Raw genomic sequence first — 23,076 nt, 5'->3', positions numbered from 1 at the left:
GAAGCCGCTGGTCAGCCGGACGCAACTTCAGTATGGCACACAGATCGCGCAGGCATGCTTCATGCGCGAGGTAGGCATCGACCAGTCGCCTCTCTGGGCTGTCTCCTCGTTACCCCACCGGTCAGGCCGCCCGATGTCAGCCCAGCACGAGCCGCGCCCGGCTGCTGTCGACCATCTCGAACCCCAGCGTCGAGTAGAACGGGCGATGCTCCGCGGGCCGGGCCGGGTGCAAATCAAGGATGACCTCGCCGTGCCCAACCCGACGCGCCTCCTCGATGATGTAGTTCATGAGCGTGGTGCCGATTCCCGCGCGGCGATGGTCGGGATGTACCAGCAAGTTGTTCACCGTGTGGTGATGGAAGTAATCCGACTTGAGCCCGAACGCCATGCCGAGCATCACCCCGTCATCGTCGTGAGCGCCATAGAGGAAGTCTCTTGGGGCCAGTCCTTGGGCCAGATCCTCGGCTCGCTTGGGTAGGCCGCCCAGGACGAGCAGGTCATAGAGGTCCGGCTCTGACCCCGTCAACGGTTCTATGGTCACCACGGGCCGCTACTCCTCGACCTGCGCAGCCACCACAGCGCTGGCTCCTACTCTTCGACCGTAGCCGGGGTGAACCCGACTTCCGTCAGAACCTCGATAGCGGCCCCACCGTCGCCATAGACCACGGTCCCGCTCATCCAGTCCAGTTCGACGTCGTCCAGCCCTCGGCTACGGATCAGTGCGTCGTAGTTCTTCAGGGCGATGACCGTCTCGGGATGCACACGCTGACGTTACCTGCCGTTTCCACCTCCCGCCAGCAAGTCGACGGGGACGCGGCAGCCCGCGCGCGGCGGTCCTATCCCAGAGCCTGGCCGAGCGTGTCGATGATGACGGCCGCCCGTTGAGCGGTCTCCGCCGTCACCGCCTTGGAAAGACCTGCCCCGACGGCAGCGAGAGCACCCTTCATGAGAGTCACGCCGCGCTTGATAACGCGATCGTCCGGGTTCTCCTTGGTGACTTCGGCAAGGACAGCTTGCGCTTCTTCTCGGACGGTCGTGGCGTCGTCCTCTGGGAGGCCCAGCTGATCGAGCTCAGCGAGGAGGTCAGTGATGACTTTCGCGAGCTCGGTGTACCCGGCCGCGATGTCTCCCTGCACCTGGATTGCCGATCCATTGTTCAGCGCCAGCTGCGCCCGATCACCATGAACCGTAACCACTGGCCCGTGGTAGTTGTTGACAACCGTCGGCACATCTCGTGTGGGCTCGTCTCCGTCAACCACGACCGGCACGCGCACCGGTCGAGCATCGAATTCCCGCTGGAGCTCACGCCGAAACTGGTCCAGCCCTCGCTTGTTCGGCTTGAACACCGCCATCTGAATCCTCTCCGCAGTAGCCGGAGCGAGGATTTCACACCGACAACCAGCATTGCACCGAGTCAGACCCGCCGACCCCTCAGCCGGCAGGGACCACCCCATCCGCACCCACGTAGGCCCGGGCTAGACGGGGCAAGGCAGAACACCACCAACCTGGACACGTCGGTCGTCCGCCTGAGCCGAAGCCCCATGCCGGTGTCCAAGATTGAGCAGAAACGACGCTCTGGACGCCAGAGGCGCCGAGGGACAGGCAGGTCCTCGACGCCTCCGACATCTCCGCAGGTCAGCGCGAGATTACCAACCCCGCTCAGCCAGCCGAACAGGCTCAGGCGATTCCTCGACATTGATGCCAACCATGGCCTCGCCCAGCCCGCGGGAGACCTTGGCGATCACGTCGGCGTCGTCGTAGAACGTCGTGGCCTGCACGATCGCCTTGGCACGCGTGACCGGGTCACCGGACTTGAAGATGCCCGAGCCCACGAACACGCCCTCGGCGCCGAGCTGCATCATCATCGCGGCGTCGGCCGGCGTGGCGATGCCGCCCGCGGTGAACAGCACGACCGGCAGCTTGCCCTCCCGCGCCACCTCCGCGACCAGCTCGTACGGCGCCTGGAGCTCCTTGGCCGCGACGAACAGCTCGTCCTGCGGCAGCGAGGAGAGCTTGCGGATCTGCTGGCGGATCTGCCGCATGTGCGTGGTCGCGTTCGACACGTCGCCCGTGCCCGCCTCGCCCTTGGAGCGGATCATCGCCGCCCCCTCGGTGATGCGGCGCAGCGCCTCCCCCAGGTTGGTCGCACCGCACACGAACGGCACGGTGAAGCCCCACTTGTCGATGTGGTTGGTGTAGTCCGCGGGGGTGAGCACCTCGGACTCGTCGACGTAGTCGACCCCGAGCGACTGCAGCACCTGCGCCTCCACGAAGTGCCCGATGCGCGCCTTCGCCATCACCGGGATGGAGACGGCCTCGATGATGCCGTCGATCATGTCCGGGTCGCTCATGCGGCTCACGCCGCCCTGCGCCCGGATGTCCGCCGGGACGCGCTCGAGGGCCATCACGGCCACCGCGCCGGCGTCCTCGGCGATCTTCGCCTGCTCGGGCGTGACGACGTCCATGATCACGCCGCCCTTGAGCATCTCGGCCATGCCGCGCTTCACGCGCGCGGTACCCACCTGGCCCACGCCAGCGCCCGTCGTCGTCTCGTCAGCCACCAGTACCTCGCTCGTTCCGATCCGTACCGGACGCCGGTCCGGCGCCCTCGTATGCGATCCTACGCGCCGGGTCCGACACCCCGGTCCAGCCCTTCCGGCATCCGGTCGTCCAGTTCGACGGTGTGCGGCATCGGCGCGCGGCCGGGCAGGTGCGCGACCCGCACGTACCAGCGCCGGCGCACCCGCCGGACCTGGGCCACCGCCTCGTTGTGGAACCTGCGGGCGAGAGTGGCCCGGTACCAGGCGGCGGCCAGCGCGCCCGTGGGCTCCGCGGCGGGTCCGGCTCGCAGTGCCGCGATCTCGCCCGGACCGCCCAGCGCCTCCCGCAGTGCCGCGCTCAGATTGCTCTCGGCGTCCTCGCGCGCCGTCGGCAGGCCGTCGATCGCGAGCACGTGCTCACCGGTCCCGGGGTCGGCGGTGTCCAGCACCGTGTACGCGGCGTCGACGACGACCAGGGCCGACGCCGGGTCCATCCCGCCCGACGACGCGAGGTCCACCGCCGCCCACGCCCGGCGCACCAGCTGCGCGTCGAGCGCTCCCCGCGATCCGGCCACCTTGCGGTGCAGCCCGTCCAGGCGTGAGGCCACCCGCCACGCCACCCACACCAGCGCGACGACGGCCACCAGCGACCAGAACGCGACCTCCGACCAGCTCATCGCCATCCCCTGCGGGCCCGGCCGAGCACCTCGCGCACGCCGTCGCTCAGGCCCGACAAGGGCCCGCCGGGTCCGAGCGTGTCGCCGGCCGACAGGACCGTCTCGTACACGGCCAGCACCTGCCCGGTGACCACCGACCAGTCGTACTGCCGCACCACGTCCCGCGCGCGGGCCCGGTACCGCTCGCACCGGTCCGGATCGCCCGCCAGCGCGAGCACCTCGGCCGCGAGCGCCTCCGGGTCGCCGGTCTCGAAGAGGGCACCCGCCGCGCCGTCGTCCAGGACGCGCCGGAAGGCACCGAGCCCGCTGGCGACGACGACGGCTCCGGCGCTCATCGCCTCGACGAGCACGATGCCGAACGACTCGCCGCCGGTCTGCGGCGCGACGTACAGGTCGGCGGAGGCGAGCAGGGCTGCCTTGTCCTCGTCGGTGACGTGGCCGAGCAGTTCGACGGCGCCGGCCCGCTCGCCGAGCGCGTCGCGGACCCGTTCCGGTACGGCGGTGCCGCTGCCGGCCACGAGGAACCGCGCACGGGGCATCCGGTCGAGGACGGTGGTGGCGGCTCCGAGGAGGATGTCCAGGCCCTTGCGAGGTTCGTCGAGCCGGCCGAGGAACGCGATCGTCGGCGCGCCGGGTGCGCCCTGCCATCCCGTGCGTGGCGGCGCTGCGGCGAAGTCGCGCGTGTAGACGCCGTTGGGAATGACGACGGCGTCGCCGCCGAGGTGGTCGACGACGGTACGGCGGGCGTCCTCGGAGACGGCGATGCGCGCGGCGATCTTCTCGACCGTGGGGCCGGCGAGCGGGAAGGCGGCCCGCAGTGCGCGGGAGCGTGACATGGAGGTGTGGCACGTGGCCACGACAGGGGCCTCGGCGTACCGGAGCGCGAGCAGGGAGACCGAGGGCGTCATCGGCTCGTGCAGGTGGACGACGTCGAACTCCCCCTCCGCGAGCCAGCGCCGCACCCGGCGGGCCGCGCCGGGTCCGAAGGTGAGGCGGGCGACGGAGCCGTTGTAGCGGACGGGTACGGCTCGCCCGGCCGGGACGACGAACTCGGGCACCGGTGTGTGCTCGGACGCCGGGGCGAGGACCGAGACCTCGTGGCCGGCCGTGCGCAGCGCCTCGGCGAGGTCTCGCACGTGGAACTGCACGCCTCCGGGGGCGTCGAACGAGTAGGGGCACACGATGCCGATGCGGAGCCCGTGTGGACGGCCGGCACGGCCGGGTACGCGCAGGCGCCGGTGTGGTACCCGGCGCGGACCGGAGCGGTGGGGTTCAGGTGGTCGCGCCCGGTCAGGCACGTGGGGTCCGGCCGTCGAGGTCCTCGGTGAAGACTCGCTGCAGCATGTGCCAGTCGGCGGTGTGCTCGGCGATGTCGCGTCCGAGCACGTCGACCCAGCTCTGGGTGAGGCACCGCACCCGTTCCGCACGCGGCAGGGTGTGGTCGGGTGCGGGGACGGGTTCGTGGAAGGTGACGACGACGCCCCACGGGCTGCCCGCGGCCCGACGGCGCTCGCCGCGCAGGCGTTCGTGGTGGATGGCGACGGGGAGGAGCGGCACGTCGGCGTCCAGGGCGAGGGCGGCCGGGCCGGCGGCGACCCGTGCCGGGTGGCCGAGCAGGTCGACCTCGACGCCGCGGGAGGTGAGGTCGCGGTCCGCCAGCAGCGGCACGACGCAGTCGCCCTCCTTGGCGCCGGCGACGAGTGCCTCGAAGACGCCGTCGTCCCCGAGGCCGAGCGCGGTGATGCCGATCGACCGGCGGAACTCGACGAACCGGTCGAAGAGTTCCGTGGGCCGCAGCTTCTCCGCGACGGTGAGGACGGGGGCGATGTGCAGGGCACCCCAGGCCCCCGCGAGGTCCCAGTTGCCCAGGTGGCCGAGCGCGAGGGCGGCGGCGCCGCGTCTCTCGGGCGGGGTGCCGGGGCCGTCGAGGTCGAGGTGGGGACGCAGGTTCTCCTCGTACCCCGGCGTGCGGACGCGGGCGTCCACCTGCTCCGGGGTCAGTGCGTGCAGGGCGAACGCCTCGCGGAAGTACCGCATGTAGGAGCGCATCCCCGCCCGGGACAGGCGGCGGATCCCGGCCTCGTCGAGGTCGGGCCGCACCCGTGCGTAGTTGGCCTCGAGGCGCCGCACCCCCGGGGTCCGGCGCGCCCAGGTCACGTCGGCGACCACGCGGAAGAGTCCGCGCAGGAGGGGCTCGGGTACCGCCGGAGCGAGCTTCCAGCCGAGCACGTAGGCGCGCGTGACCAGGTCGGGCCCGGGCTCTGCGTCGTGCACGGAGAAGCTCTTCACGGGGAAACCTTTACTGAGGGACCTTCACGAGCTGTCGGCGGACGGTGCTCATACGCTGCCCGACCGTGACGGCGCTCGCCACCGCGAGGATCGTGAGGGCGGTGGTGGCGGCCACCATCGGAAGGCCGGCGTCGGTGAACGCGAGGGGCCCGATCCCGATCGCGAGACGGTCGGGGCGTTCGGCGAAGCCGTTCTTCGCCGTCGCGCCGACCGCCTCCGCCCGGGCCCGCACGTACGGGACGATGCCGCCGAGCGCGAGACATGCCAGTGCCGCCGCCGCGCCCCAGGTCGCGTACGGCACGTCGGGGTGCAGCACGAAGTAGAGGGTGATGCCCGCGAACACGGCGCCGTCGGACACCCGGTCCAGGGTGGAGTCCAGGAAGGCGCCCCATCGGCTGGCCTGTCCGGACAGCCGCGCGAGGACACCGTCCAGCGAGTCCAGGAGGACGAAGAAACCGATCAGGAGCCCGCCGAGCAGCAGGTGGCCCAGGGGCAGGAGCGTGAGCGCGAGCGCCGTGACGACGACCGTGCCCGCGACCGTCACGGCGTCGGGCGTGACGCCGAACCGCAGCAGGACGCGGGCCACGGGGGTGAGCACGGTGGTCATCAGTCTGCGAAACCGCCCGAGCATCTGGCCTCCGATCCCTGTGATGCCTCTCTGCTGGTCAAGTATGCCGGGGAACGGCCCGCGGATCGGGTCCAGGCCAGGCGTCGGCGAGTCGGCGCCTGGTGTCGGAGAGGAGTTCGGGCAGCGACTTCGTCTGCGCCACGACGGGCAGGAAGTTCGAGTCCCCCGGCCAGCGCGGGACGACGTGCTGGTGCAGGTGCGCGGCGATACCCGCGCCGGCCACCTCGCCCTGGTTGACGCCCAGGTTGAACCCGGCCGGGGCGTAGGCGGCCCGCGCGGTGCGCATGGCGGCCTGCGTCATGGCGGCCAGCTCGACGGTCTCGGCGTCGTCCAGGTCCGTGTAGTCCGAGACGTGCCGGTAGGGCAGCACCATCATGTGCCCCGAGTTGTACGGGTACAGGTTGAGCACCACGTAGCAGCGCTCCCCGCGGGCGACGACGAGACCCTGCTCGTCGTCGCCGCGCGGGATGCGGCAGAACGGGCACCGCTGCTCCGAGCCGTCGGCGGGCTTGGCTTCCCCGCCGATGTAGACCAGGCGGTGCGGGTTCCAGAGGCGCTGGTAGTGATCCTCCGGCGGACCGAAGGCACCGGGCTCGTCGACGACCACCGGGTCGGACGGACCCGCGGGCGACGGCCCGGGGGCGGCCGCCGGTCCCGTGGAGCCGTCCGCGCCCGGCGTCGCGCCGTCGTCGGCTGTCACACCTCTGCCCACCGAACCCTCCGCGCCTGTGCCTTCGGCCGTCCCGTTCACGATTCCGGCCGCGTCAGACCTGGGCACGGTCCCGGATCGCGGCGGCGATCTTCTCGATCGCCTCCGCGACGGGCACCCCGTTCTCCTGGGTGCCGTCCCGGAACCGGAACGAGACCGCGCCGGCCTCGGCGTCCTCCCCGCCCGCGATGAGCGTGAAGGGCACCTTCTGCTTGGAGGCGTTGCGGATCTTCTTGGCGAAGCGGTCGTCGGACAGGTCGATCTCGGCGCGGATGCCGCGGGCCTTGAGCTGCGCGACGACGTCCTTCAGGTAGTCGTCGAACGCCTCGGCCACCGGCACGGCGAGCACCTGCACGGGCGCGAGCCACACCGGGAACTGACCGGCGTAGTGCTCGATCAGGACGCCCATGAACCGCTCGATCGAGCCGAACTTCGCCGAGTGGATCATCACCGGGCGCTGCTTGGTGCCGTCCGGCGCGGTGTACTCCAGGCCGAAACCCTCGGGCTGGTTGAAGTCGTACTGCACCGTGCCGAGCTGCCAGGTGCGCCCGATGGCGTCCTTCGCCTGCACCGAGATCTTCGGGCCGTAGAACGCGGCGCCGCCCGGGTCCGGGACGAGCTCGAGCCCGGTCTCCGTGGCGACGTCCTGCAGCACCTTGGTCGCGACGGCCCAGTCCTCGTCCGAGCCGACGAACTTGCCCGGCTTGGAGTCGTCGCGCGTGGAGATCTCCAGGTAGAAGTCGGTCAGGCCGAAGTCCTTGAGCAGGCTGAGCATGAAGTCCAGCAGGTGCTGCACCTCGGCGGGCGCCTGCTCGGGGGTGACGTAGGAGTGCGAGTCGTCCTGCGTCAGGCCGCGCACCCGGGTGAGGCCCTGCACCACGCCGGACTTCTCGTACCGGTAGACCGACCCGAACTCGAACAGGCGCAACGGCAGCTCACGGTAGGAGCGGCCGCGCGACCGGAAGATCAGGTTGTGCATGGGGCAGTTCATCGCCTTGAGGCGGTACTCCGACCCCTCGAGGTCCATCGGCGGGAACATCGTGTCCGCGTAGTACGGCAGGTGGCCGGAGGTGTGGAACAGACCCTCCTTGCTGATGTGCGGGGTGCCGACGTACTCGAACCCCTCCTCGATGTGCCGCTGGCGGACGTAGTCCTCCATGACCCGCTTGATGACGCCACCCTTGGGGTGGAAGACGGGCAGTCCCGAGCCGATCTCGTCCGGGAAGCTGAACAGGTCCATCTCGGTGCCGAGCCGGCGGTGGTCCCGACGCTCGGCCTCCGCGAGGCGCTCCTGGTACGCCTTGAGCTCCTCCTTGCTGGGCCAGGCGGTGCCGTAGACGCGCTGCAGCATCGGGTTCTTCTCGCTGCCGCGCCAGTAGGCCGCGGCGGAGCGCATGAGCTTCACGCCGTTGCCGAGGATCTTCGTGGTCGGCAGGTGCGGGCCGCGGCACAGGTCCTTCCAGACGACGGTCTCGCTCTCGCGCCCGGCCCCGCGCACGTTCTCGTAGATGGTCAGCTCGCCGCCGCCCACCTCGACGCTCGCGCCGTCCTCGTCCAGGTCCTCCTCGGAGCTGGTGCCCTTGATGCCGATGAGCTCGAGCTTGTACGGCTCGCCGGCGAGTTCCGCGCGGGCCTCCTCCTCGGTGACGACACGACGGCGGAAGGTCTGGCCCTCCTTGATGATCCGGGCCATCGCCTTGTCCAGGGCCTTGAGGTCCTCCGGCGTGAACGGCTCGGCGACGTCGAAGTCGTAGTAGAAGCCGTCCTTGACGGGCGGGCCGATGCCGAGCTTCGCGTCGGGGTTGATCTGCTGGACGGCCTGGGCGAGCACGTGGGCCGCCGAGTGGCGCAGGACGTCGAGGCCGTCGGGCTCGTCGACCGTGACCGGCTCGACGACGGCGCCGCTCGGGATCTCGCGATCCAGGTCCCACAGGGTGCCGTCGACCCGCACGACCACGACGTCCTTGCGGTCACCGTAGAGGTCGGCACCGGTGGTAGGCACCGTGGTCGTCGTCGTCGCCTCCGTCGCGGTGACGTCACCGGGGGTGAGGTCCTGATGGGTGGGCGGCGATGCGACGTCGGACACGGACGGTCTCCTTCACAGGGCTGGCTCCCCCCGCACGCGCGAGGGACATCGTCCCGGTGGACGATGCCCCTCGATCGTACCGATCCGACTGCTCAGGACGAACTCGATACCGGCCTTCGGCTCAGCGCCTTATTCCCGCTGCCCGTCCTTGCCCTCCGCCTTGGCCTCGGGCTCGGCCTCCACCTTGGCCTCGGACTCTCCCTCCGGGTCGGCCTCGGGCCCGTCCTCCGCCACGGCCGCCGGCCCGTCCTCCGGCAGGGTCGCCGCGGCCTCGTCCTCGGGCCCACCCCACTCCTTGGCCTTCTCCGCGAGGCCGTCGACCGCGCCCCGAGCCTGCTCGGGCGCGAGCTCCCGGAGTTTGTCGGCGGCCGCGTCGACGCGGTCGTCGGTCAGTAGTTCCTTCGCCCTGGCGATGTTCTCCGGGTCGGTGACGAAGTTCTTCGCCGCCTCGTAAAGTCCCGTTCCAGCTCCTCATGCTGCTCGCAGGCACGCCGTAGCGCGTGGTCCTCCTGCGGGCGACGGAACCTCCGCTGCCGCCGAAAAGTTACCCAAGACGGACGAAGGCCGCATCCCCCGAGCGCCGGAAACCCTCCGGGGATGCGGCCCGGAAGACGTCAGCGGGGGCCCGCCCGCCCGGTACCCGCCGCGGGCGGACAGCCCGCCACCGCACGAAGTCCCCGACGGACTCCGGGCACGAAGCCCTCGCCGCGTCAGCCCTCCCCACGGATCCGCTTCACCAGCTCCTCCCGCTGACGATCGGCCAGGCCGCCGTGCGCCAGGTACTCCGCGACCGAGCCGTACTCCGCACGCAGGCCCGCCAGGGTGTCGAGCATGACGTCGCGTGTCCCGGCCGTACGCCGCGCCGTGTGCAGCCACACGGGAAGCTCGCCCTCGTCGGCGTCGCCCGCCTCTCCCGACGCCACCGCCTCACGCTCCTCGTACGCGGCACGCGCCTGGTCGATCGCCGCCACGTGGCGCTTCCAGCGCGGGGCGAGCCGGGAGTTCGTCAGCTCGTAGTCGTCGGCGATGTGTTCGTCGGCGGCGCCCGCCAGGGACAGCGCGAAGGCCACCACCAGCCCCGTGCGGTCCTTGCCCGCCGCACAGTGCACGAGCACCGGCCCCTCCGGCGCGTCCGCGATCGCGCCGACGGCCCGGGCGAACAGCGCGGGCCGGCGCTTCAGCATGCCCGCGTACAGATGGGCCCACGGCCCCTCCTCCGGATCCCCGGGCTCCTGGACGGGCAGGTTCAGATACTCCGGGACACCTGGCTCCCGGGCCTGGCCGTTCTCCGCGGGGCCACCGAACGGATGCGCGTACTCCACGGTCTCCACCGGTAGCCGCAGGTCGATGACGCGAACCGTCCCGTAGGCGCGTGCCGCGCGCACGCCGTCGGGCTCGAGCCAGCTCAGCGACTCCGAACGGATCAGGGCGCGCTCCCGCACGAGAGCGCCGCCGTCGAGGGGCATACCGCCCAGGTCACGCGCGTTGAGCAGGCCGGGCCAGTCCAGGTGCACAGGGGTGTAGGAGGTCACGCGACCGAGCGTAGACGGGGTGACCGACACTGCTGCGCCGGGTCCGCCCCACCGCGTAGAGTCCCTGCCATGGGTGAGCTCGGACAGGTGATGCGCGTGGTGCGCACGCTCCTGCTCGCCTCCACGTCGCTGGGTCTCGCCGCCCTGGCCCACAGCCTCGGCGGCGGTGAACTGCCCGGCCCCGGCACCATGGCGGTGCTCGCGATCCTCACCGTCTCCGCCTCGTGCGTCGTCGCCCGGGCCCGGCCGCGCGTGTGGATCCTCGCGCCGTTCCTCGGCGCCCTGCAGCTCTTCCTCCACCAGGCCCTGGCATGGTCCGCCGCCGCGGGCGCCGCGGCCGCCCCGGGCACCGTGCACTCGCTCGGGCACGCCGGGCACCACGCCGGCGCGGCCGCGGCGCCCGCCGCCGCGCACGCCGGTCTCGCCGTGACCCACGGTCACCTGACGAGCCCTCGGATGGCGGCGCTCCATGTCGCGGCGATCCTGGCCACGGCCTTCCTCATGGCGGCCGGCGAGGGCACCGCGCGGGTGGCCCTGCAGGTGTTCGGGCACGTCCTCGTCACGCTGTCGGCGCCGCCCGTTCCGGCGCCCACCCGGCCCACGCCGCACCCGCGCCCGGTCGCCGCGCCGACACCGCTGTCCGTGCTCGTGGCCACGGCCACGCCCCGCCGCGGTCCGCCGGCGCCGCTCACAGCCTTCGCCTGAGCCGGTCCCCACGTCCGCCGCCGCGTGCGGTCGTGCGGTGGTGTGCGCTCAGGTGGGTGCTGCACCGAGGCCCCTGCCGGGCAAGGCGCCCCACGAGAGCGCGCCCCCGAGCCCGACACCCGTTGACCCGCACGCCCCGCCCGCGAACCCCGCCCCTGGCCGGCACCGGGCGGCTCGGCGTGCTGCGCAGAAAGCAGAACCACCATGAACCGATCCATCATTGCCCGTACCCGTACCCGCCCCCGTGCCCTGGCGGCGGCCGCCGTCGCCGGCCTGGCGCTGCTGCCCACGGCCTGCGCCGCCGGGTCGCAGGCCGCTCCGGACGGCTCGGCGGCACCCGCGGCCGACGCTACGGCGCTGACCGCCGAGGATCCGTGGGCCAAGGCCGTCGACGACGGCATGACCGCCGTCTTCGGCACCCTCACGAACACCTCCGACCACGACGTGCGCCTCGTCGCGGCCGCCACCGACGCCGCGGAGTCGGCGGAACTGCACGTGTTCGCCGACGACGGCGGGACGCCCGTCATGCAGGAGGCCGACGACGGGCTCCTGATCCCCGCGGACGAGGACCTCACCCTGGAGCCCGGCGGGCCGCACCTGATGCTGCTGGGTGTCACCGAGCCGCTGGAGCCGGGTGAGGACGTCGTCGTCGTCGTGGCGGCGGAGGACGGCTCGGAGCTGGAGATCACCGCCCCGGTCCGGTCGTTCGACGGCGCGAACGAGAGCTACGAGCCGGGCGACGACGAGGCCGGGGAATCGATGAACGACTCCGCGCACTCCGGCGACGAGCACTCCCCCGACATGGACCCCGGCGAGGAGAGCTCCGGTGACGAGAGCTCCGGCCGCGAGGAGGACAGGTGACCGGCGGCTCGACCTCCTCCGGCCGGGCCGGGACGGAGGACGACCCCGCCGGAGCGCCCGGGCCGTCGCGCCGGGGATTCCTGCGCGGCGGGGCCACGTTCCTGGGCGGCGCCCTCGGCGGAGCGGCAGTCACACTGGGCGGCACGGCCGCCTGGGGTGCCGCGGGGACGCCGTCGGACGCCGTGCAGGCGCCGGACCAGGCGGGACGGGCGACGGTCGCGTTCCGCGGGCCGCGTCAGCCGGGTGTCGGCACCACGCCGCAGGCGTTCGCCACGCTCGTCGCGCTCGACCTGGCACCCGGGACGGACCGGGAGGCCCTGGTGCGCCTCATGCGGGTCTGGACCGATGACGCGGAACGGCTGATGGCGGGGCGGCCCGGGCTCGCGGACAGCGAACCGGAGCTCGCGGCGGTCCCGGCGCGGCTCACGGTGACCGTGGCCTACGGTCCAGCGGTGTTCGCGGCGGCGGGCCTGGCCGCCCGAGCGCCGTCGTGGCTGCGCCCGCTGCCGCCGTTCGGGGTGGACCGGCTCGAGGAAGCCTGGTCGGGGGGCGACCTGCTGCTGCAGGTCTGCGCGGACGATCCGGTCACCGTCTCCCACGCGGTGCGCGTGCTGGTGAAGCAGGCGCGCACGTTCGCCCGTCCGCGCTGGCTCCAGCGTGGTTTCCGCAACAGCCCGGGCACGGTCGCGCCAGGCACGACGTGGCGCAACCCCATGGGCCAGGTGGACGGCACGGGCAACATCGACCCCGCGGCCGAACCGCACCTGGTCTGGCATCAGGACGACGCGTCCGGCTGGCTGGCCGGCGGGACGTCCGTCGTGGTGCGCCGCATCGCGATGGACCTGGACGGCTGGGACGAGGTCGACCGTGCCGGTCGGGAGAACACCATCGGGCGCAGGCTGTCCGACGGCGCGCCTCTGACCGGCGACCACGAGCACGACGAGCCGGACCTGGCGGCCAAGGGGCCCCACGGTTTCGGCGTCATCGACGCCGCGGCACACCTGCGCCGGTCGCGGACCGGTGACCCCGGCGAGCGGTTCCTGCGCCGCCCGTACGGCTACGACGACGGGCCGGGCGACACCGGCCTCCTGTTCGTGACCTACCAGGCGGACGTCGACCGGCAGTTCCTTCCGGTCCAGCGCCGGCTGGACGAGCTGGACCTGCTCAACGCGTGGACGACGCCGGTCGGCTCGGCGGTCTTCGCGGTGCCGCCGGGCGCGGGGCCGGGTGAGTATCTGGGTCAGGCGCTGCTGGCGGGATGACGTCGCGCGGGCTTGCTCGCCGTGAGCGGGCGGCCGGCGCGGTGGGCTCCTCCCGGAGCGGGCCGCCGCCACGCCGTCATACGTGGCGGCGGCCGTCCCGCTGGGCGGCACCGCCTCGACGGCGCGAATTTCTCTGACTAAAGTCAACGATATGTCGATCGATCCCCGGACCGCCGTCGTGCGCCGGTTCAACCGCAGCTACACCCAGCGCATCGGAGCCCTGGAGGACTCCTTCCTGGGGATGGGGGCGCCGCTCGGCACGATGCGGCTCCTGTTCGAGATCGGGAGCCGGGCGGGGACGGTCGCCGAGCTGCGTGCCCGCACCGGCCTCGACTCGGGGTACGTCAGCAGGCAGCTCAAGCGTCTCGGCGACGACGGGCTCGTCTCCCTCGGCCCCGACCCCGCCGACCGGCGACGGCGTCTCGTGGAGCTCACCGAGTCCGGCAGAGCCCTGTGGGAGGAACTGGAGGCTCGCTCCGCCGAGCGGGCCCGCACGCTCCTGGAGCCCTTGACCGAGCGGCAGCGCGACCGGCTGGCGGGCGCTCTTGCCGAGGCGGACCTGCTCGTGCGGGCCGCTTCCGTGACGTTCGAGACGGTGGATCCGCTGTCTCCCGGCGCGAGGGCCGCCGTCGGGCAGTACGTCGCCGAGCTCGCGACGCTTTTCCCGTTCGACCCGGGCGAGCCGTCCGACGAGGATGCGGCGCAGTTCCGGCCGCCGTCGGGCCGGTTCGTGCTGGCCGTGGAGGACGGCGAGCCGGCCGCGTGCGGCGGTCTGCGGGATCTGGGAGACGGCGTGGCCGAGATCAAGCGCATGTGGGTGCATCCCGGCCGGCGCGGGGCCGGGCTGGCGTCGCGGCTGCTGCGGCACCTGGAGACGACGGCGGCCGACGCAGGCCACACCGCCGTCCGGCTGGACACGAACGAGAACCTCGAGGCCGCGATCGCCATGTACGACCGCGCCGGCTACCGCCGCATCGACCGCTACAACGACAACCCGGACGCCACCCACTTCTTCGAGAAGCGACTGAAGGCGTGGGGGACGCGCCCTCACGAGAAATGACGAGACGGAGCGGTCCAACCCCGTTGGACACACTCCGCCTATTCCGTCTCGTGGGCGATACAGGACTCGAACCTGTGACCTCTTCGGTGTGAACGAAGCGCGCTAACCATCTGCGCCAATCGCCCCGGTCGTGCGGAGCGATCGTAGCACCCGGCCGACCGCCCGCGACGACCCCCGCTCAGGGATCGATCAGCTCGCGCCGCATCTTCTCGAACATGTCGCGCGCGGTCCTCGACAGCTCCCCGGCCAGCAGGTCGACGCCGTCGAGCCATGTCGTGGGCTGCACGTTCCGCACGGATCCGGTCAGGAGCATGTGCGAGCGCCCGGCCGCGACGTCGTCGAGCACGTCGAACATGAGCTCGCCCGCTTGTGCCTCGCGCACGGGCAGCCCGGCCGCGGTGCCCCATTCCAGCAGCAGCTCGCGGGTGATCCCCGCGAGGCAGCCCACCGACAGCGGCGGCGTCACCAGCTCGCCGTCCCGCTCCACGAACACGTTCGACCCGGTTCCCTCGCACAGCTCGCCGCGCGTGTTCGCGAGCACGGCCTCGTCGCCGCCCTTGTCCACGGCGTCGGCCAGCGCCACGACGTTCTCCGCGTACGACGTCGTCTTCAGCCCCGCGACGGCCGACCGCTCGTTGCGGGTCCAGGGCGAGCGCACCGCCCGCCCCTCCGCCCGGATCGTCGCGGGCCCGGCCGCGACGACCACGGTCTGGGGCCCGTCAGACCGTCCGGACGCGAGCGGGCCGACGCCGTCGGTCACGGTGATCCGCAGCCGTCCGGCCGCCGGCCCGGCGGCGAGGACGGCGGCGACGCCGTCGCGAATCTGCTCCTCGTCGGGTTCGGCGATGCCGAGCCCCGCGGCTGACCGTGCGAGCCGCCGCAGGTGTCGCGTGAGCGCGAACGCCTGGCCGTCGAACACGGCACACGTCTCGAACACCCCGTCACCCACCGTGATGCCGTGGTCGAGCGCGCTGATCGCGCTCTCGCCGGGCGACACGAGCCGCCCGCCCGTCCAGATCACCGTCTGCGTCATGAGGTCATCCTGCCTGTCGATATGACGGACCGCGAAACTGCCGGTCCGGTGCCCGACGACGCCAGTCCGACCAGTCGTTCCGCCTTCAGTTCGGTCTCGTGCCACTCGGCGGCCGGGTCGCTGCCCCAGGTGATGCCCGCCCCCGTGCCGAAGCGGAGCGTGCCCGCCCCGGAGCCGCCGTCGTCCCCGCGCTCCCACCAGAACGTGCGGATGCCGACGGCGAGCGACGCCGTGCCCGCGTCCCCGTCGACCCAGCCGACCGCCCCGCAGTACGGACCTCGCGGGGTCGGTTCGAGGTCGTCGATGATCCGCAGCGCCGACGACTTCGGCGCCCCCGACACCGATCCGGGCGGGAACGTCGCCGCCAGCAGGTGCCGCCAGGCGCCGGGGTCGCGGCCGACCTCGTCCGACAGCACCCCGCGCACCCGCGAGACCAGGTGCACCAGCCCGGGGTGGTGCTCGACGGCGAGCAGCCCGCTCACCTGGACAGTGCCCGGACGGCAGACCCGTTGCAGGTCGTTGCGGACCAGGTCCGTGATCATGACGTTCTCGGCGCGGTCCTTGTCGGTGAGGCCGTCGGGCGTGCGGGCGGTGCCCTTGATGGGCCCGGACGTGACGACGACGCCGTCGGGCCCGGGCTCCAGCGACAGGTACAGCTCGGGGGAGGCGCTGACCACCCAGACAGGGTCGACGGTGTGACCGTCCGTGCCCGGCGTCGCGGCGGGGACGTGGATCGCGGAGGCGTGCGGTGCGGGATTGCCGGCGGCGAGCCGGTCGGCGAGGGCGCGGGCGTCGGGCTCGGTGGTCGTGCCGTCGGCGTTGGTCCGGGCCGCCAGCGGGGCGGCCAGGACGCGGCAGAGGTTGGCCTGGTAGACGTCGCCCTCGCGCACGTGCTCCCGGATCCGGTGCACCGCCGCCTCGTAGGCGGCGCGATCCATGGAACTGGTCCACGCCGTGGGGTCCGGCCCGGTCCAGCCGTCCGGCGCCGGCTCCGGGTGCGGTGCACGGTCCATGTCCGACGGCGGCCCCGGGGACCGTCGTGCGATCGCGTGCGCCCCGGCCTCCGGGGCCGGGGTCACGTCCCGGAACTGCCACGCACGGGCTCGGCCCTCGAACTCCGCGACCACGAACCACATGCCCTGCGCCAGTGCCTCCGGCTCGGTGTGCAGGTCGACACAACGAGTCACGTGCGTCGCGACGCGCCCGGCGTGGGCCGCCCAGCCGGTGTTCCCGGTCACGTCACGGGTGGCCAGGATCGTCGCGCTGGTGCGGGTTCTCGCCGGTCGGCGCAGAGTCGGGGACACATCGTCCACGCTAACGCCGCTCAATCGATTGGACGGCCACGCCGATGTTCGATTAATGTTCAGACCACGCCGGAGCGCACGGGAAACCCCGTCAGGTCCGGCTATGCGGACGTAGCTCAGTTGGTAGAGCATCACCTTGCCATGGTGAGGGTCGCGAGTTCGAATCTCGTCGTCCGCTCGGAGGCCCGCTCCCGTGCTCGACTTGCTGGAGCATCCTCACGGTGGGTTGGCCGAGAGGCGAGGCAGCGGCCTGCAAAGCCGTATACACGGGTTCGAATCCCGTACCCACCTCGCACGAACTCGAGCGATTGGCGCAGCGGTAGCGCGCTTCCCTGACACGGAAGAGGTCACTGGTTCGATCCCAGTATCGCTCACCACTTACCCCACCAGGGGCGATTGGCGCAGATGGTTAGCGCGCTTCGTTCACACCGAAGAGGTCACAGGTTCGAGTCCTGTATCGCCCACGAGACGGAATAGGCGGAGTGTGTCCAACGGGGTTGGACCGCTCCGTCTCGTCGTTTTTGTGGGGGCGCAGCCCCCACGCCCCGCTCGGGAGGCTTCGCCCCCCGAACCCCCCGGGCTTCGCCTCCCGAACCTCCCGGCCGTGGTGCGGTGTTCTGGGTACGCGCCGGTCGCCTTCGGCCGCACCTCGCGAGGCTTGTCCGCACCCCACTTGGCGCGGGTCCTGCGTGAGCCCCCGCAGCATCACTGATGGGTACGTCTCGGGCAATATGGGACAAACCCTTGTGTCGTCGGTCACACTTCCTGCACACTTTTCCCGGAGAGCGGGGCGCACAACGACGTGCGCCCGCTCGCCACGACGGGTGAGCAGACCGCATCGCCCCTGTCCTTCTGGAGGGACCATGAGAAGCATCCCCCGAACCGGAATCCGCACCAGGATCGTGGCACTCGCCGCAGGACTCGGCCTGGCGGCGTCGAGCGTCGTCGCCACGTCGGCCGTGGCCCGGCCCGTGGACCTCCCTGTCGCGGCATCGCAGCTCGCCGCCGCGCACAGCGCGGTCGAGAGGTCGGGCGTCGACGGCGTGGCCTGGTACACCGACAAGGCGAGCGGCAAGGTCGTCGTCACCGCGGACTCGACCGTCAGCGCCGCCGACATCGCCGCGATCCGGAAGGAAGCCGGGCCCCACGCACGATCGGTCGACGTCGAGCGCACCCACGGTGAGTTCAGGCCGCTGCTGTCGGCCGGAGACGCCATCTACGGCGGCGGCTACCGCTGCTCGCTCGGCTTCAACGTCCGGTCGGGCAGCGACTACTACTTCCTCACCGCCGGCCACTGCGGCAAGAGCGTGCGCACCTGGTACGCCGACCCGTCGCAGTCCACCCTGATCGGGGACACCGTCTCCGCCAGCTTCCCCGGCAACGACTACGCGCTCGTCAGCTACGACAACCCGTCGTTGAGCCACCCCGGCGGCTACACCGCCGCCGACGCCTACGTGGGCGAGCGCGTCACCCGCACCGGCTCCACCACCGGCACGCACAGCGGCACCGTCACGGCACTGAACGTCACCGTCCGCTACCAGGGCGGCGGCACCGTCCGGGGCATGATCCAGACGACGGTCTGCGCGGAACCCGGGGACTCCGGCGGCCCGCTCTACGACGGCAGCAAGGCCATCGGCCTCACCTCCGGCGGCAGCGGTGACTGCCGTACCGGCGGGACGACGTTCTACCAGCCGGTGACCGAGGCGCTGAACGCGTACGGCGTCGACATCTACTGACGGATGTGTCCGGCTCGACCTGGCCGGACGCACCACCACGGGTCGTGCGGTCGCGAACTCACGCCCGCACGACCCGTGTGACCCACGCCCGTCGACGAACCGTCCGTCCGATTGGACCTTTGGCCGGTGCGTCCCGTAATCTTCTGGAGCGCCGGTTCGCGGAAGCGAGCCGGAATCGTGCGGACGTAGCTCAGTTGGTAGAGCATCACCTTGCCATGGTGAGGGTCGCGAGTTCGAATCTCGTCGTCCGCTCTGACGTGGGTGAGAGCCCTCGCGGTGGGTTGGCCGAGAGGCGAGGCAGCGGCCTGCAAAGCCGTATACACGGGTTCGAATCCCGTACCCACCTCGCGCGATTGGCGCAGCGGTAGCGCGCTTCCCTGACACGGAAGAGGTCACTGGTTCGATCCCAGTATCGCGCACGAGACGGTTAGGCGGAGTGTGTCCAACATGGTTGGACCGCTCCGCCTCGTCATATCTCGCGGGGGCGCAGCCCCCACACCCCGCTCGGGCGGCTTCGCCCCCGAACCCCCTCGCCGGTGCGATGGGTGAGGCAGGGCTTTCCGAGCGTGGTGGCGCGGCGTAGCGTCGGAGGCATGTGTCGCAACATCACTGCCCTGCGAGGGCTCGAGCCGCCCGCGACCGACGACGAGATCGCCGCCGCGGCGTTGCAGTTCGTCCGCAAGGTGACCGGGGTGACGAAGGTGTCCGCTGCCACGCGTGAACCCGTCGAGCGAGCCACGGACGACATCGCCACGATCGTCAGCCGGCTGCTCGACGAGTTGCCCGCCCGGCGGCAGCCGCCCAAGTCCGTCCCACCGCTGCGCCACGCCGAGGTACAGGCCCGGATCGTCGAACGGCAGCGCGCCCGCGAGGAGCACGAGCGCATGCACGAGCTCGGCATCGCCCACCAGCACTGAACCGGCGAAGGCCCGGCCGGTCACACAGGGTCCGACGCCGCGGCCGGTTTCGTCAGCCGTCCGGACCCGGCGGCGTCGGAGCCGTGTCGTTGTCCGGCTCCGGAGGCTCCGGGGGTTCGGGCGTCACGCAGGCCAGGCCATGGTCCGGCCGGTAGGTGGTGGTGTAGGACTGCTCGATGACCACCTTGCCGTCGCTGATCCGCTCGACGAGGCGGTCGACGGTGATCGTGAAACCCGGCTCACCCCCCGGGTACGGAAGGCACCCGGCATCCGTGCTGGTCACCACGCCCGGAGGCACGATGTTCCGCTTCTCACCGTCCGTCCAGGTGTTCTTGAGGAACTTCGTGCTCCAGATCCGCACGTGCAGCTGGTTGTCGGCCACCCACGACTGCAGCACGGCACCGTACGGTGTGTTGTTCCGCACCTTCATGTCCTTGCTCCCCACGGCGATGGTGGCCTCGCGGCCCGCCGGGTAGCGCTCGAACCAGTACGAGTGCGGGTGATGCTCCACATCCTCGAACCCGGCGATCATGGCGGCGCTGTACGTCGTGGTGGCCATCTGTGACAGCCCGCCACCGACACCGTCGATGTGCTGTCCGCCGATGATCATCCCCGAGGCCACGTATCCGTTCGCCAGGGTGATCGGGGACAGCGCCGAGACGAGGGAGAACGTCTCCCCCGGCCGGATCAGGTCGCCGGTGATCATCTCGGCGCCCCGGATCAAGTTCTGCGTACGCACGTAGTCACTGGTCAGTGGCGTGGAAAACTCCGCGACGACCTCTTCGACGCCCATCGCCCGCAACGCCTGGGTCGAGTTCTCGGGGGTCTGGTGCACGACCTTGAGTGTCGCCGTGCGTTCGTCGCCCAGTGCCGCGGTGCGGATCGCGGTCCGCGTGGGCCCGTCGGCGAGCGTGGTACCCAGCTCGCCGCCGATCACCTTCGGCCTGCCGGACGCGAAATCGTACTGGGCGCCATCGGCCATCGTCAGGAGGTTGTCGGTGCGCTCGACGATCGCCCGCGTCAGCGTGGCCCCGTCGAACCGCGCGGCGAGTCCGCCGTCCTTCACCACGAAACTCGCCGCCGCCGCCAGGACCTTCGGCGGCAGTTGTGCCTGCTGCCCACCGACGCTCACCGCGACGGGGCCCGAGACGATCTTCTCGGCCTCGGCGAGGGCGGCGTCCGTCTCCTCCTGTGTGATCTCCGGGGGAACCGTCAGCGTCGGCAGCTCCACCGGGCCGTCGACGACAAGCCACGCGGACGTGATCGCGCGGGCCGCGGCCCGGGGATCGATCCGGGTGCCGTTCTGGGCGGGCGTCGCCGTCGGCGTCACGCCGGCGAACGCGACGGCACCGTCGACGGCGGCGACCGCCATCGAGTCCTCCAGCCCGCCGATCGTGGCCGCGAACGCCTCGTCGTCCACCTCCAGTACCGGGGCGGCAGGCCCGGCGCCGAACAGGTGCCGCCACACCCGCGCCGGGCTCAGGCTGAAGCCGGTGAGCGAGTCGGCGGTGGCCGGCACGTCCACCGCCAGCCCGGCCGCGATCGGGTCGAGCGTCGTCGACGCCTCACCGGCGACGAGCTCCACCGGCTTCGCGGCGGGTTCGGCGAGCGCGCCGGCGAGCGTCTCCGCGGCCTCCGCCGTGCTCTGCCCACCGACCTCGGCCCCGGCGACCGTGGTCCCCTTCGGCACGACGTCGCCGTGCACGGCGGCCGTGATCGCATAGACCACGAGCAGGACGACGACGGCCGCCGCGGCACCGATCCCGATCCTGCGGTTCCGCGTCGCGGTCGCGGCGCCGTCCGCGGCCCGCTCACCGTCCGGCCCGACACCGGTCCACCATGCCCGCAGGTCACGCGCACGCTGGACGACGACGGCCCGGGCGGACGCGGCGGTCTCGCGCGGCGAGGACCCGGGCGGGAGGGGCATCGGGAAGGGCGGCACCACCGGCGCGGGATCCGGTGCGAGGTCGGACGTCGGTGCGGTCGGCGCCGGGCTCACCCGGGCGGCGTCCTCCGTCGCGGCCTCGACCAGGGCCAGCGCGATCACCTGGACGTCGTGAGGCGGGGCGAAGCTCTCGCCGTCGCTGCGATCCCGGACCGCGACACCACCCTCGTCGCGGGCCGCGCCGTCGGCATCCACGTCGCCGTCGCGATCCGCGTCCTCAGCGCTATGGGCGTCACCCGCGCTGTCGGCGTCGCCGGTGCTGCTACTGCCCGCATCGCCGGTGCCGTCCGCATCGCCTCCGCCGACTCGCTTGCCGTCGCCGACCATCTCGCTGTGGCCGTCGCCCTCGCCGTCCACCGGCTCTGCGCGGATGGCCACGTCGGCTTCAGCTCCGACCTGCTGAACAGGCTCGGCCTCGAACGCGGCACCTCCCCCCACGGCTTCCTCGGACTCGGCCGCCGAGTCAGCGCCGGTACCGACTCCGGCAGGGAGCTGCGCCGCCTGATCCGCCGACGTTCCCCCGCCGGATGCCTCTTCAGCGGGCTGGTCGTCGCCATCACCCGATGCCGTGCCCGTAGGGACGTCACCGGCCGGCGACTCGCCTTCCGGCGGCCCGACCAGCGCCGCCCCGCTCAGCGCCGCATCGGTCCGCGCTGGCTCCGTCTGCGTCGCATCGGTCTGCGCTGGCTCGGTCTGGGTCGAACTGTCCGGCGTCGCCCCGTCCGGCGTCGCCCCGTCCGGCGTCGCCCCGTCCGGCGTCGCCCCGTCCGGCGTCGCCCCGTCCGGCGTCGCCCCGTCCGGCACCGCCCCGTCCCGCAGCGAAGCGTCCGGCACCGCCCCGTCGGACGTCGCGCTGTCCGGCGGCGCCTCACCGGATGCCCCCTCGTTCGGCTCCTCCGGGTCCGGTGACGCAGGGTCGGGTTCGTCCGGCGTCGTCGGGTCAAGGGGCGTCGAACGCTGCGAGGGTCGGTCCATCAATCAATCTCCGTGCTGCTCAGCGGGGAAGAATGGGGAGATTGTCGCAGACGTTGACGACCGATTCGTCACCTTGGTCGCCGGTCGGCCCCTACCTCGATGAGCCGCGGCATGCCCGGCGGGGCGACCTCGCTGACCGCCAGGTAGCGAGCCTCCGCGCGGTGCAGGCGGATGTGCTCGTCGAGTGACCAGTCGGGCCCGTTGGTCAGCACCATCCCGCAGGCGCAGTCGGTCTCCACCCGGCCGCCCGGCAGGTGCCGCAGGTCCCCCACGGTCACGTGCGAGGCCCGCGCATCGGCCTTGGCACGATGCATCGCGGCGCTGACAGGTGCGGTCTCTTCCACGGCGCCCAGGTTACGCGGGCGACCGGCCGCCGTCGGCCACAGCACCGGCGGCCACGGCTTCGAGCTTCGAGCTTCGAGCTTCGAGCCGAGCCCCGAGCCCCGAGCCCCGAGCGGACCCTACAGCTCTTCCGGGTCGTCCCAGGAGACGCCGCTCGAGTCACCCGTGATCGGCCGGAGTTCGCCGATTCCGAGATTCTTCGGCGCCTTCGTCGCGTCACCGCCGCCCAGCACCTCGCTGCGGGTCGGGCGCCGCTTGCGCAGCCGCGGCGCGATCCGGGCGTACGACGCCAGCGACTCGTCCACCGGCTCGGCCCAGGCCGGACCGGATTCGGTCTGCTCGCCCTCGCCCTCGGCCTCGACATCGGAACCGTTCGACTGCGACTCCCCCGCCTCGGTCATCATGAGATCGATCCTCGCAGCCAACGCCGCCAGATGCCCGCGCTGACGAGATCGGGCACGGCCACGACACGTCT

General features: G+C 72.1%; 22 protein-coding genes and 8 tRNA genes. 13 read left to right on the top strand and 17 right to left on the bottom strand.

Annotated elements, in window-relative coordinates; translation table 11 throughout:
- Positions 1-136 precede the first annotated feature (136 nt).
- The 11 genes from EDD34_RS08430 to EDD34_RS08385 form a co-directional block, all read right to left on the bottom strand.
- The gene (locus EDD34_RS08430; protein WP_123814162.1) at positions 137-544 is read right to left on the bottom strand and encodes a GNAT family N-acetyltransferase; all 408 of its coding nucleotides are present in this window, start codon (positions 542-544) and stop codon (positions 137-139) included.
- A gap of 44 nt (positions 545-588) precedes the next feature.
- Complete coding sequence (locus EDD34_RS20625) at positions 589-762, bottom strand: hypothetical protein (protein WP_170177008.1); 174 nt, start codon at positions 760-762, stop codon at positions 589-591.
- 74 nt (positions 763-836) lie between these two features.
- Complete coding sequence (locus tag EDD34_RS08425) at positions 837-1,352, bottom strand: hypothetical protein (protein WP_123814161.1); 516 nt, start codon at positions 1,350-1,352, stop codon at positions 837-839.
- 294 nt (positions 1,353-1,646) lie between these two features.
- Positions 1,647-2,561, bottom strand: coding sequence for a pyridoxal 5'-phosphate synthase lyase subunit PdxS (pdxS, locus tag EDD34_RS08420; protein WP_123814160.1), 915 nt, complete (start codon positions 2,559-2,561; stop codon positions 1,647-1,649).
- Between the two features lie 59 nt (positions 2,562-2,620).
- Positions 2,621-3,217 carry a hypothetical protein gene (locus tag EDD34_RS08415; protein ID WP_123814159.1) on the bottom strand — a complete coding sequence of 199 codons (597 nt, stop codon included), beginning with the start codon at positions 3,215-3,217 and terminating at the stop codon, positions 2,621-2,623.
- The gene (locus EDD34_RS08410; RefSeq protein ID WP_281277753.1) at positions 3,214-4,398 is read right to left on the bottom strand and encodes a glycosyltransferase family 4 protein; all 1,185 of its coding nucleotides are present in this window, start codon (positions 4,396-4,398) and stop codon (positions 3,214-3,216) included. Before EDD34_RS08410 ends, EDD34_RS08415 begins: the two co-directional genes overlap by 4 nt.
- A gap of 109 nt (positions 4,399-4,507) precedes the next feature.
- On the bottom strand, positions 4,508-5,506 hold the full coding sequence (locus EDD34_RS08405) for a phosphatidylinositol mannoside acyltransferase (RefSeq protein ID WP_246012258.1): 999 nt from the start codon (positions 5,504-5,506) through the stop codon (positions 4,508-4,510).
- A 10-nt stretch (positions 5,507-5,516) separates the two neighbouring features.
- A complete protein-coding gene (gene pgsA, locus EDD34_RS08400; RefSeq protein ID WP_246012257.1) occupies positions 5,517-6,113 on the bottom strand; it encodes a phosphatidylinositol phosphate synthase in 597 nt (198 codons plus the stop codon).
- Between the two features lie 58 nt (positions 6,114-6,171).
- Positions 6,172-6,741 (bottom strand): HIT family protein, encoded by a 570-nt coding sequence (locus EDD34_RS08395; RefSeq protein ID WP_123816416.1) that lies wholly within the window; start codon positions 6,739-6,741, stop codon positions 6,172-6,174.
- 157 nt (positions 6,742-6,898) lie between these two features.
- A complete protein-coding gene (gene thrS, locus EDD34_RS08390; RefSeq protein WP_123814157.1) occupies positions 6,899-8,929 on the bottom strand; it encodes a threonine--tRNA ligase in 2,031 nt (676 codons plus the stop codon).
- A 710-nt stretch (positions 8,930-9,639) separates the two neighbouring features.
- Positions 9,640-10,461, bottom strand: coding sequence for a tyrosine-protein phosphatase (locus tag EDD34_RS08385; protein ID WP_123814156.1), 822 nt, complete (start codon positions 10,459-10,461; stop codon positions 9,640-9,642).
- 69 nt (positions 10,462-10,530) lie between these two features.
- Here EDD34_RS08385 and EDD34_RS08380 point away from each other — a divergent pair, with 69 nt between their 5' ends.
- From EDD34_RS08380 to EDD34_RS08365, 4 genes are all read left to right on the top strand, one after another.
- Complete coding sequence (locus EDD34_RS08380) at positions 10,531-11,166, top strand: hypothetical protein (RefSeq protein ID WP_123814155.1); 636 nt, start codon at positions 10,531-10,533, stop codon at positions 11,164-11,166.
- Between the two features lie 204 nt (positions 11,167-11,370).
- Complete coding sequence (locus tag EDD34_RS08375; protein WP_123814154.1) at positions 11,371-12,027, top strand: copper chaperone PCu(A)C; 657 nt, start codon at positions 11,371-11,373, stop codon at positions 12,025-12,027.
- Positions 12,024-13,289: a Dyp-type peroxidase gene (locus tag EDD34_RS08370; protein WP_246012256.1), complete on the top strand. Its 1,266-nt coding sequence runs from the start codon at positions 12,024-12,026 to the stop codon at positions 13,287-13,289. Before EDD34_RS08375 ends, EDD34_RS08370 begins: the two co-directional genes overlap by 4 nt.
- Positions 13,290-13,440: 151 nt before the next feature.
- Positions 13,441-14,349 (top strand): bifunctional helix-turn-helix transcriptional regulator/GNAT family N-acetyltransferase, encoded by a 909-nt coding sequence (locus EDD34_RS08365; protein ID WP_123814153.1) that lies wholly within the window; start codon positions 13,441-13,443, stop codon positions 14,347-14,349.
- Positions 14,350-14,400: 51 nt separating this feature from the next.
- On the opposite strand, the gene EDD34_RS08360 is transcribed toward EDD34_RS08365, so the two are convergent.
- The 3 genes from EDD34_RS08360 to EDD34_RS08350 form a co-directional block, all read right to left on the bottom strand.
- A tRNA-Val gene (locus EDD34_RS08360) sits at positions 14,401-14,474 on the bottom strand.
- 53 nt (positions 14,475-14,527) lie between these two features.
- Complete coding sequence (locus EDD34_RS08355; RefSeq protein ID WP_123814152.1) at positions 14,528-15,382, bottom strand: aminotransferase class IV; 855 nt, start codon at positions 15,380-15,382, stop codon at positions 14,528-14,530.
- A complete protein-coding gene (locus EDD34_RS08350) occupies positions 15,379-16,686 on the bottom strand; it encodes a chorismate-binding protein (protein ID WP_170177007.1) in 1,308 nt (435 codons plus the stop codon). The genes EDD34_RS08355 and EDD34_RS08350 overlap by 4 nt, the downstream gene beginning before the upstream one ends.
- Before the next feature lie 105 nt (positions 16,687-16,791).
- On the opposite strand from EDD34_RS08350, the gene EDD34_RS08345 reads away from it, so the two are divergent.
- From EDD34_RS08345 to EDD34_RS08305, 9 genes are all read left to right on the top strand, one after another.
- A tRNA-Gly gene (locus tag EDD34_RS08345) sits at positions 16,792-16,864 on the top strand.
- Between the two features lie 42 nt (positions 16,865-16,906).
- Positions 16,907-16,977, top strand: a tRNA-Cys gene (locus tag EDD34_RS08340).
- Between the two features lie 11 nt (positions 16,978-16,988).
- Positions 16,989-17,063 (top strand) — tRNA-Val (locus EDD34_RS08335).
- Positions 17,064-17,076: 13 nt separating this feature from the next.
- Positions 17,077-17,150: transfer RNA gene (locus tag EDD34_RS08330), tRNA-Val, on the top strand.
- 399 nt (positions 17,151-17,549) lie between these two features.
- Positions 17,550-18,422, top strand: a complete 873-nt coding sequence (locus EDD34_RS08325; protein WP_211341528.1) for a S1 family peptidase — start codon at positions 17,550-17,552, stop codon at positions 18,420-18,422.
- 179 nt (positions 18,423-18,601) lie between these two features.
- A tRNA-Gly gene (locus EDD34_RS08320) sits at positions 18,602-18,674 on the top strand.
- Between the two features lie 23 nt (positions 18,675-18,697).
- Positions 18,698-18,768, top strand: a tRNA-Cys gene (locus tag EDD34_RS08315).
- Between the two features lies 1 nt (position 18,769).
- Positions 18,770-18,841 (top strand) — tRNA-Val (locus EDD34_RS08310).
- Positions 18,842-19,015: 174 nt separating this feature from the next.
- Positions 19,016-19,339 carry a DUF2277 domain-containing protein gene (locus EDD34_RS08305; RefSeq protein ID WP_123814149.1) on the top strand — a complete coding sequence of 108 codons (324 nt, stop codon included), beginning with the start codon at positions 19,016-19,018 and terminating at the stop codon, positions 19,337-19,339.
- A gap of 52 nt (positions 19,340-19,391) precedes the next feature.
- On the opposite strand, the gene EDD34_RS08300 is transcribed toward EDD34_RS08305, so the two are convergent.
- The 3 genes from EDD34_RS08300 to EDD34_RS08290 all read right to left on the bottom strand — a co-directional run bounded on the left by EDD34_RS08300 (position 19,392) and on the right by EDD34_RS08290 (position 23,005).
- Complete coding sequence (locus EDD34_RS08300) at positions 19,392-22,259, bottom strand: VanW family protein (RefSeq protein ID WP_123814148.1); 2,868 nt, start codon at positions 22,257-22,259, stop codon at positions 19,392-19,394.
- Between the two features lie 68 nt (positions 22,260-22,327).
- On the bottom strand, positions 22,328-22,603 hold the full coding sequence (locus EDD34_RS08295; RefSeq protein WP_246012255.1) for a hypothetical protein: 276 nt from the start codon (positions 22,601-22,603) through the stop codon (positions 22,328-22,330).
- Positions 22,604-22,720: 117 nt separating this feature from the next.
- Positions 22,721-23,005 (bottom strand): hypothetical protein, encoded by a 285-nt coding sequence (locus EDD34_RS08290; RefSeq protein WP_123814147.1) that lies wholly within the window; start codon positions 23,003-23,005, stop codon positions 22,721-22,723.
- Positions 23,006-23,076: the final 71 nt, after the last annotated feature.

It is taken from the genome of Myceligenerans xiligouense, assembly GCF_003814695.1.
Lineage (GTDB): Bacteria > Actinomycetota > Actinomycetes > Actinomycetales > Cellulomonadaceae > Myceligenerans > Myceligenerans xiligouense.
The sequence above is the reverse complement of the archived record's forward strand: the minus strand, read 5'-3'. Positions and strand labels throughout refer to the sequence as shown.

Bases quoted from the DNA above. Each gene is read 5' to 3' on its own strand.
- EDD34_RS08425 (WP_123814161.1), bottom strand. From the start codon at position 1,352: ATGGCGGTGTTCAAGCCGAACAAGCGAGGGCTGGACCAGTTTCGGCGT.
- EDD34_RS08415 (WP_123814159.1), bottom strand. From the start codon at position 3,217: ATGAGCTGGTCGGAGGTCGCGTTCTGGTCGCTGGTGGCCGTCGTCGCG.
- pgsA (WP_246012257.1), bottom strand. From the start codon at position 6,113: ATGACCACCGTGCTCACCCCCGTGGCCCGCGTCCTGCTGCGGTTCGGC.
- EDD34_RS08380 (WP_123814155.1), top strand. From the start codon at position 10,531: ATGGGTGAGCTCGGACAGGTGATGCGCGTGGTGCGCACGCTCCTGCTC.
- EDD34_RS08375 (WP_123814154.1), top strand. From the start codon at position 11,371: ATGAACCGATCCATCATTGCCCGTACCCGTACCCGCCCCCGTGCCCTG.
- EDD34_RS08365 (WP_123814153.1), top strand. From the start codon at position 13,441: ATGTCGATCGATCCCCGGACCGCCGTCGTGCGCCGGTTCAACCGCAGC.
- EDD34_RS08355 (WP_123814152.1), bottom strand. From the start codon at position 15,382: ATGACGCAGACGGTGATCTGGACGGGCGGGCGGCTCGTGTCGCCCGGC.
- EDD34_RS08325 (WP_211341528.1), top strand. From the start codon at position 17,550: ATGAGAAGCATCCCCCGAACCGGAATCCGCACCAGGATCGTGGCACTC.
- EDD34_RS08305 (WP_123814149.1), top strand. From the start codon at position 19,016: ATGTGTCGCAACATCACTGCCCTGCGAGGGCTCGAGCCGCCCGCGACC.
- EDD34_RS08300 (WP_123814148.1), bottom strand. From the start codon at position 22,259: ATGGACCGACCCTCGCAGCGTTCGACGCCCCTTGACCCGACGACGCCG.
- EDD34_RS08290 (WP_123814147.1), bottom strand. From the start codon at position 23,005: ATGATGACCGAGGCGGGGGAGTCGCAGTCGAACGGTTCCGATGTCGAG.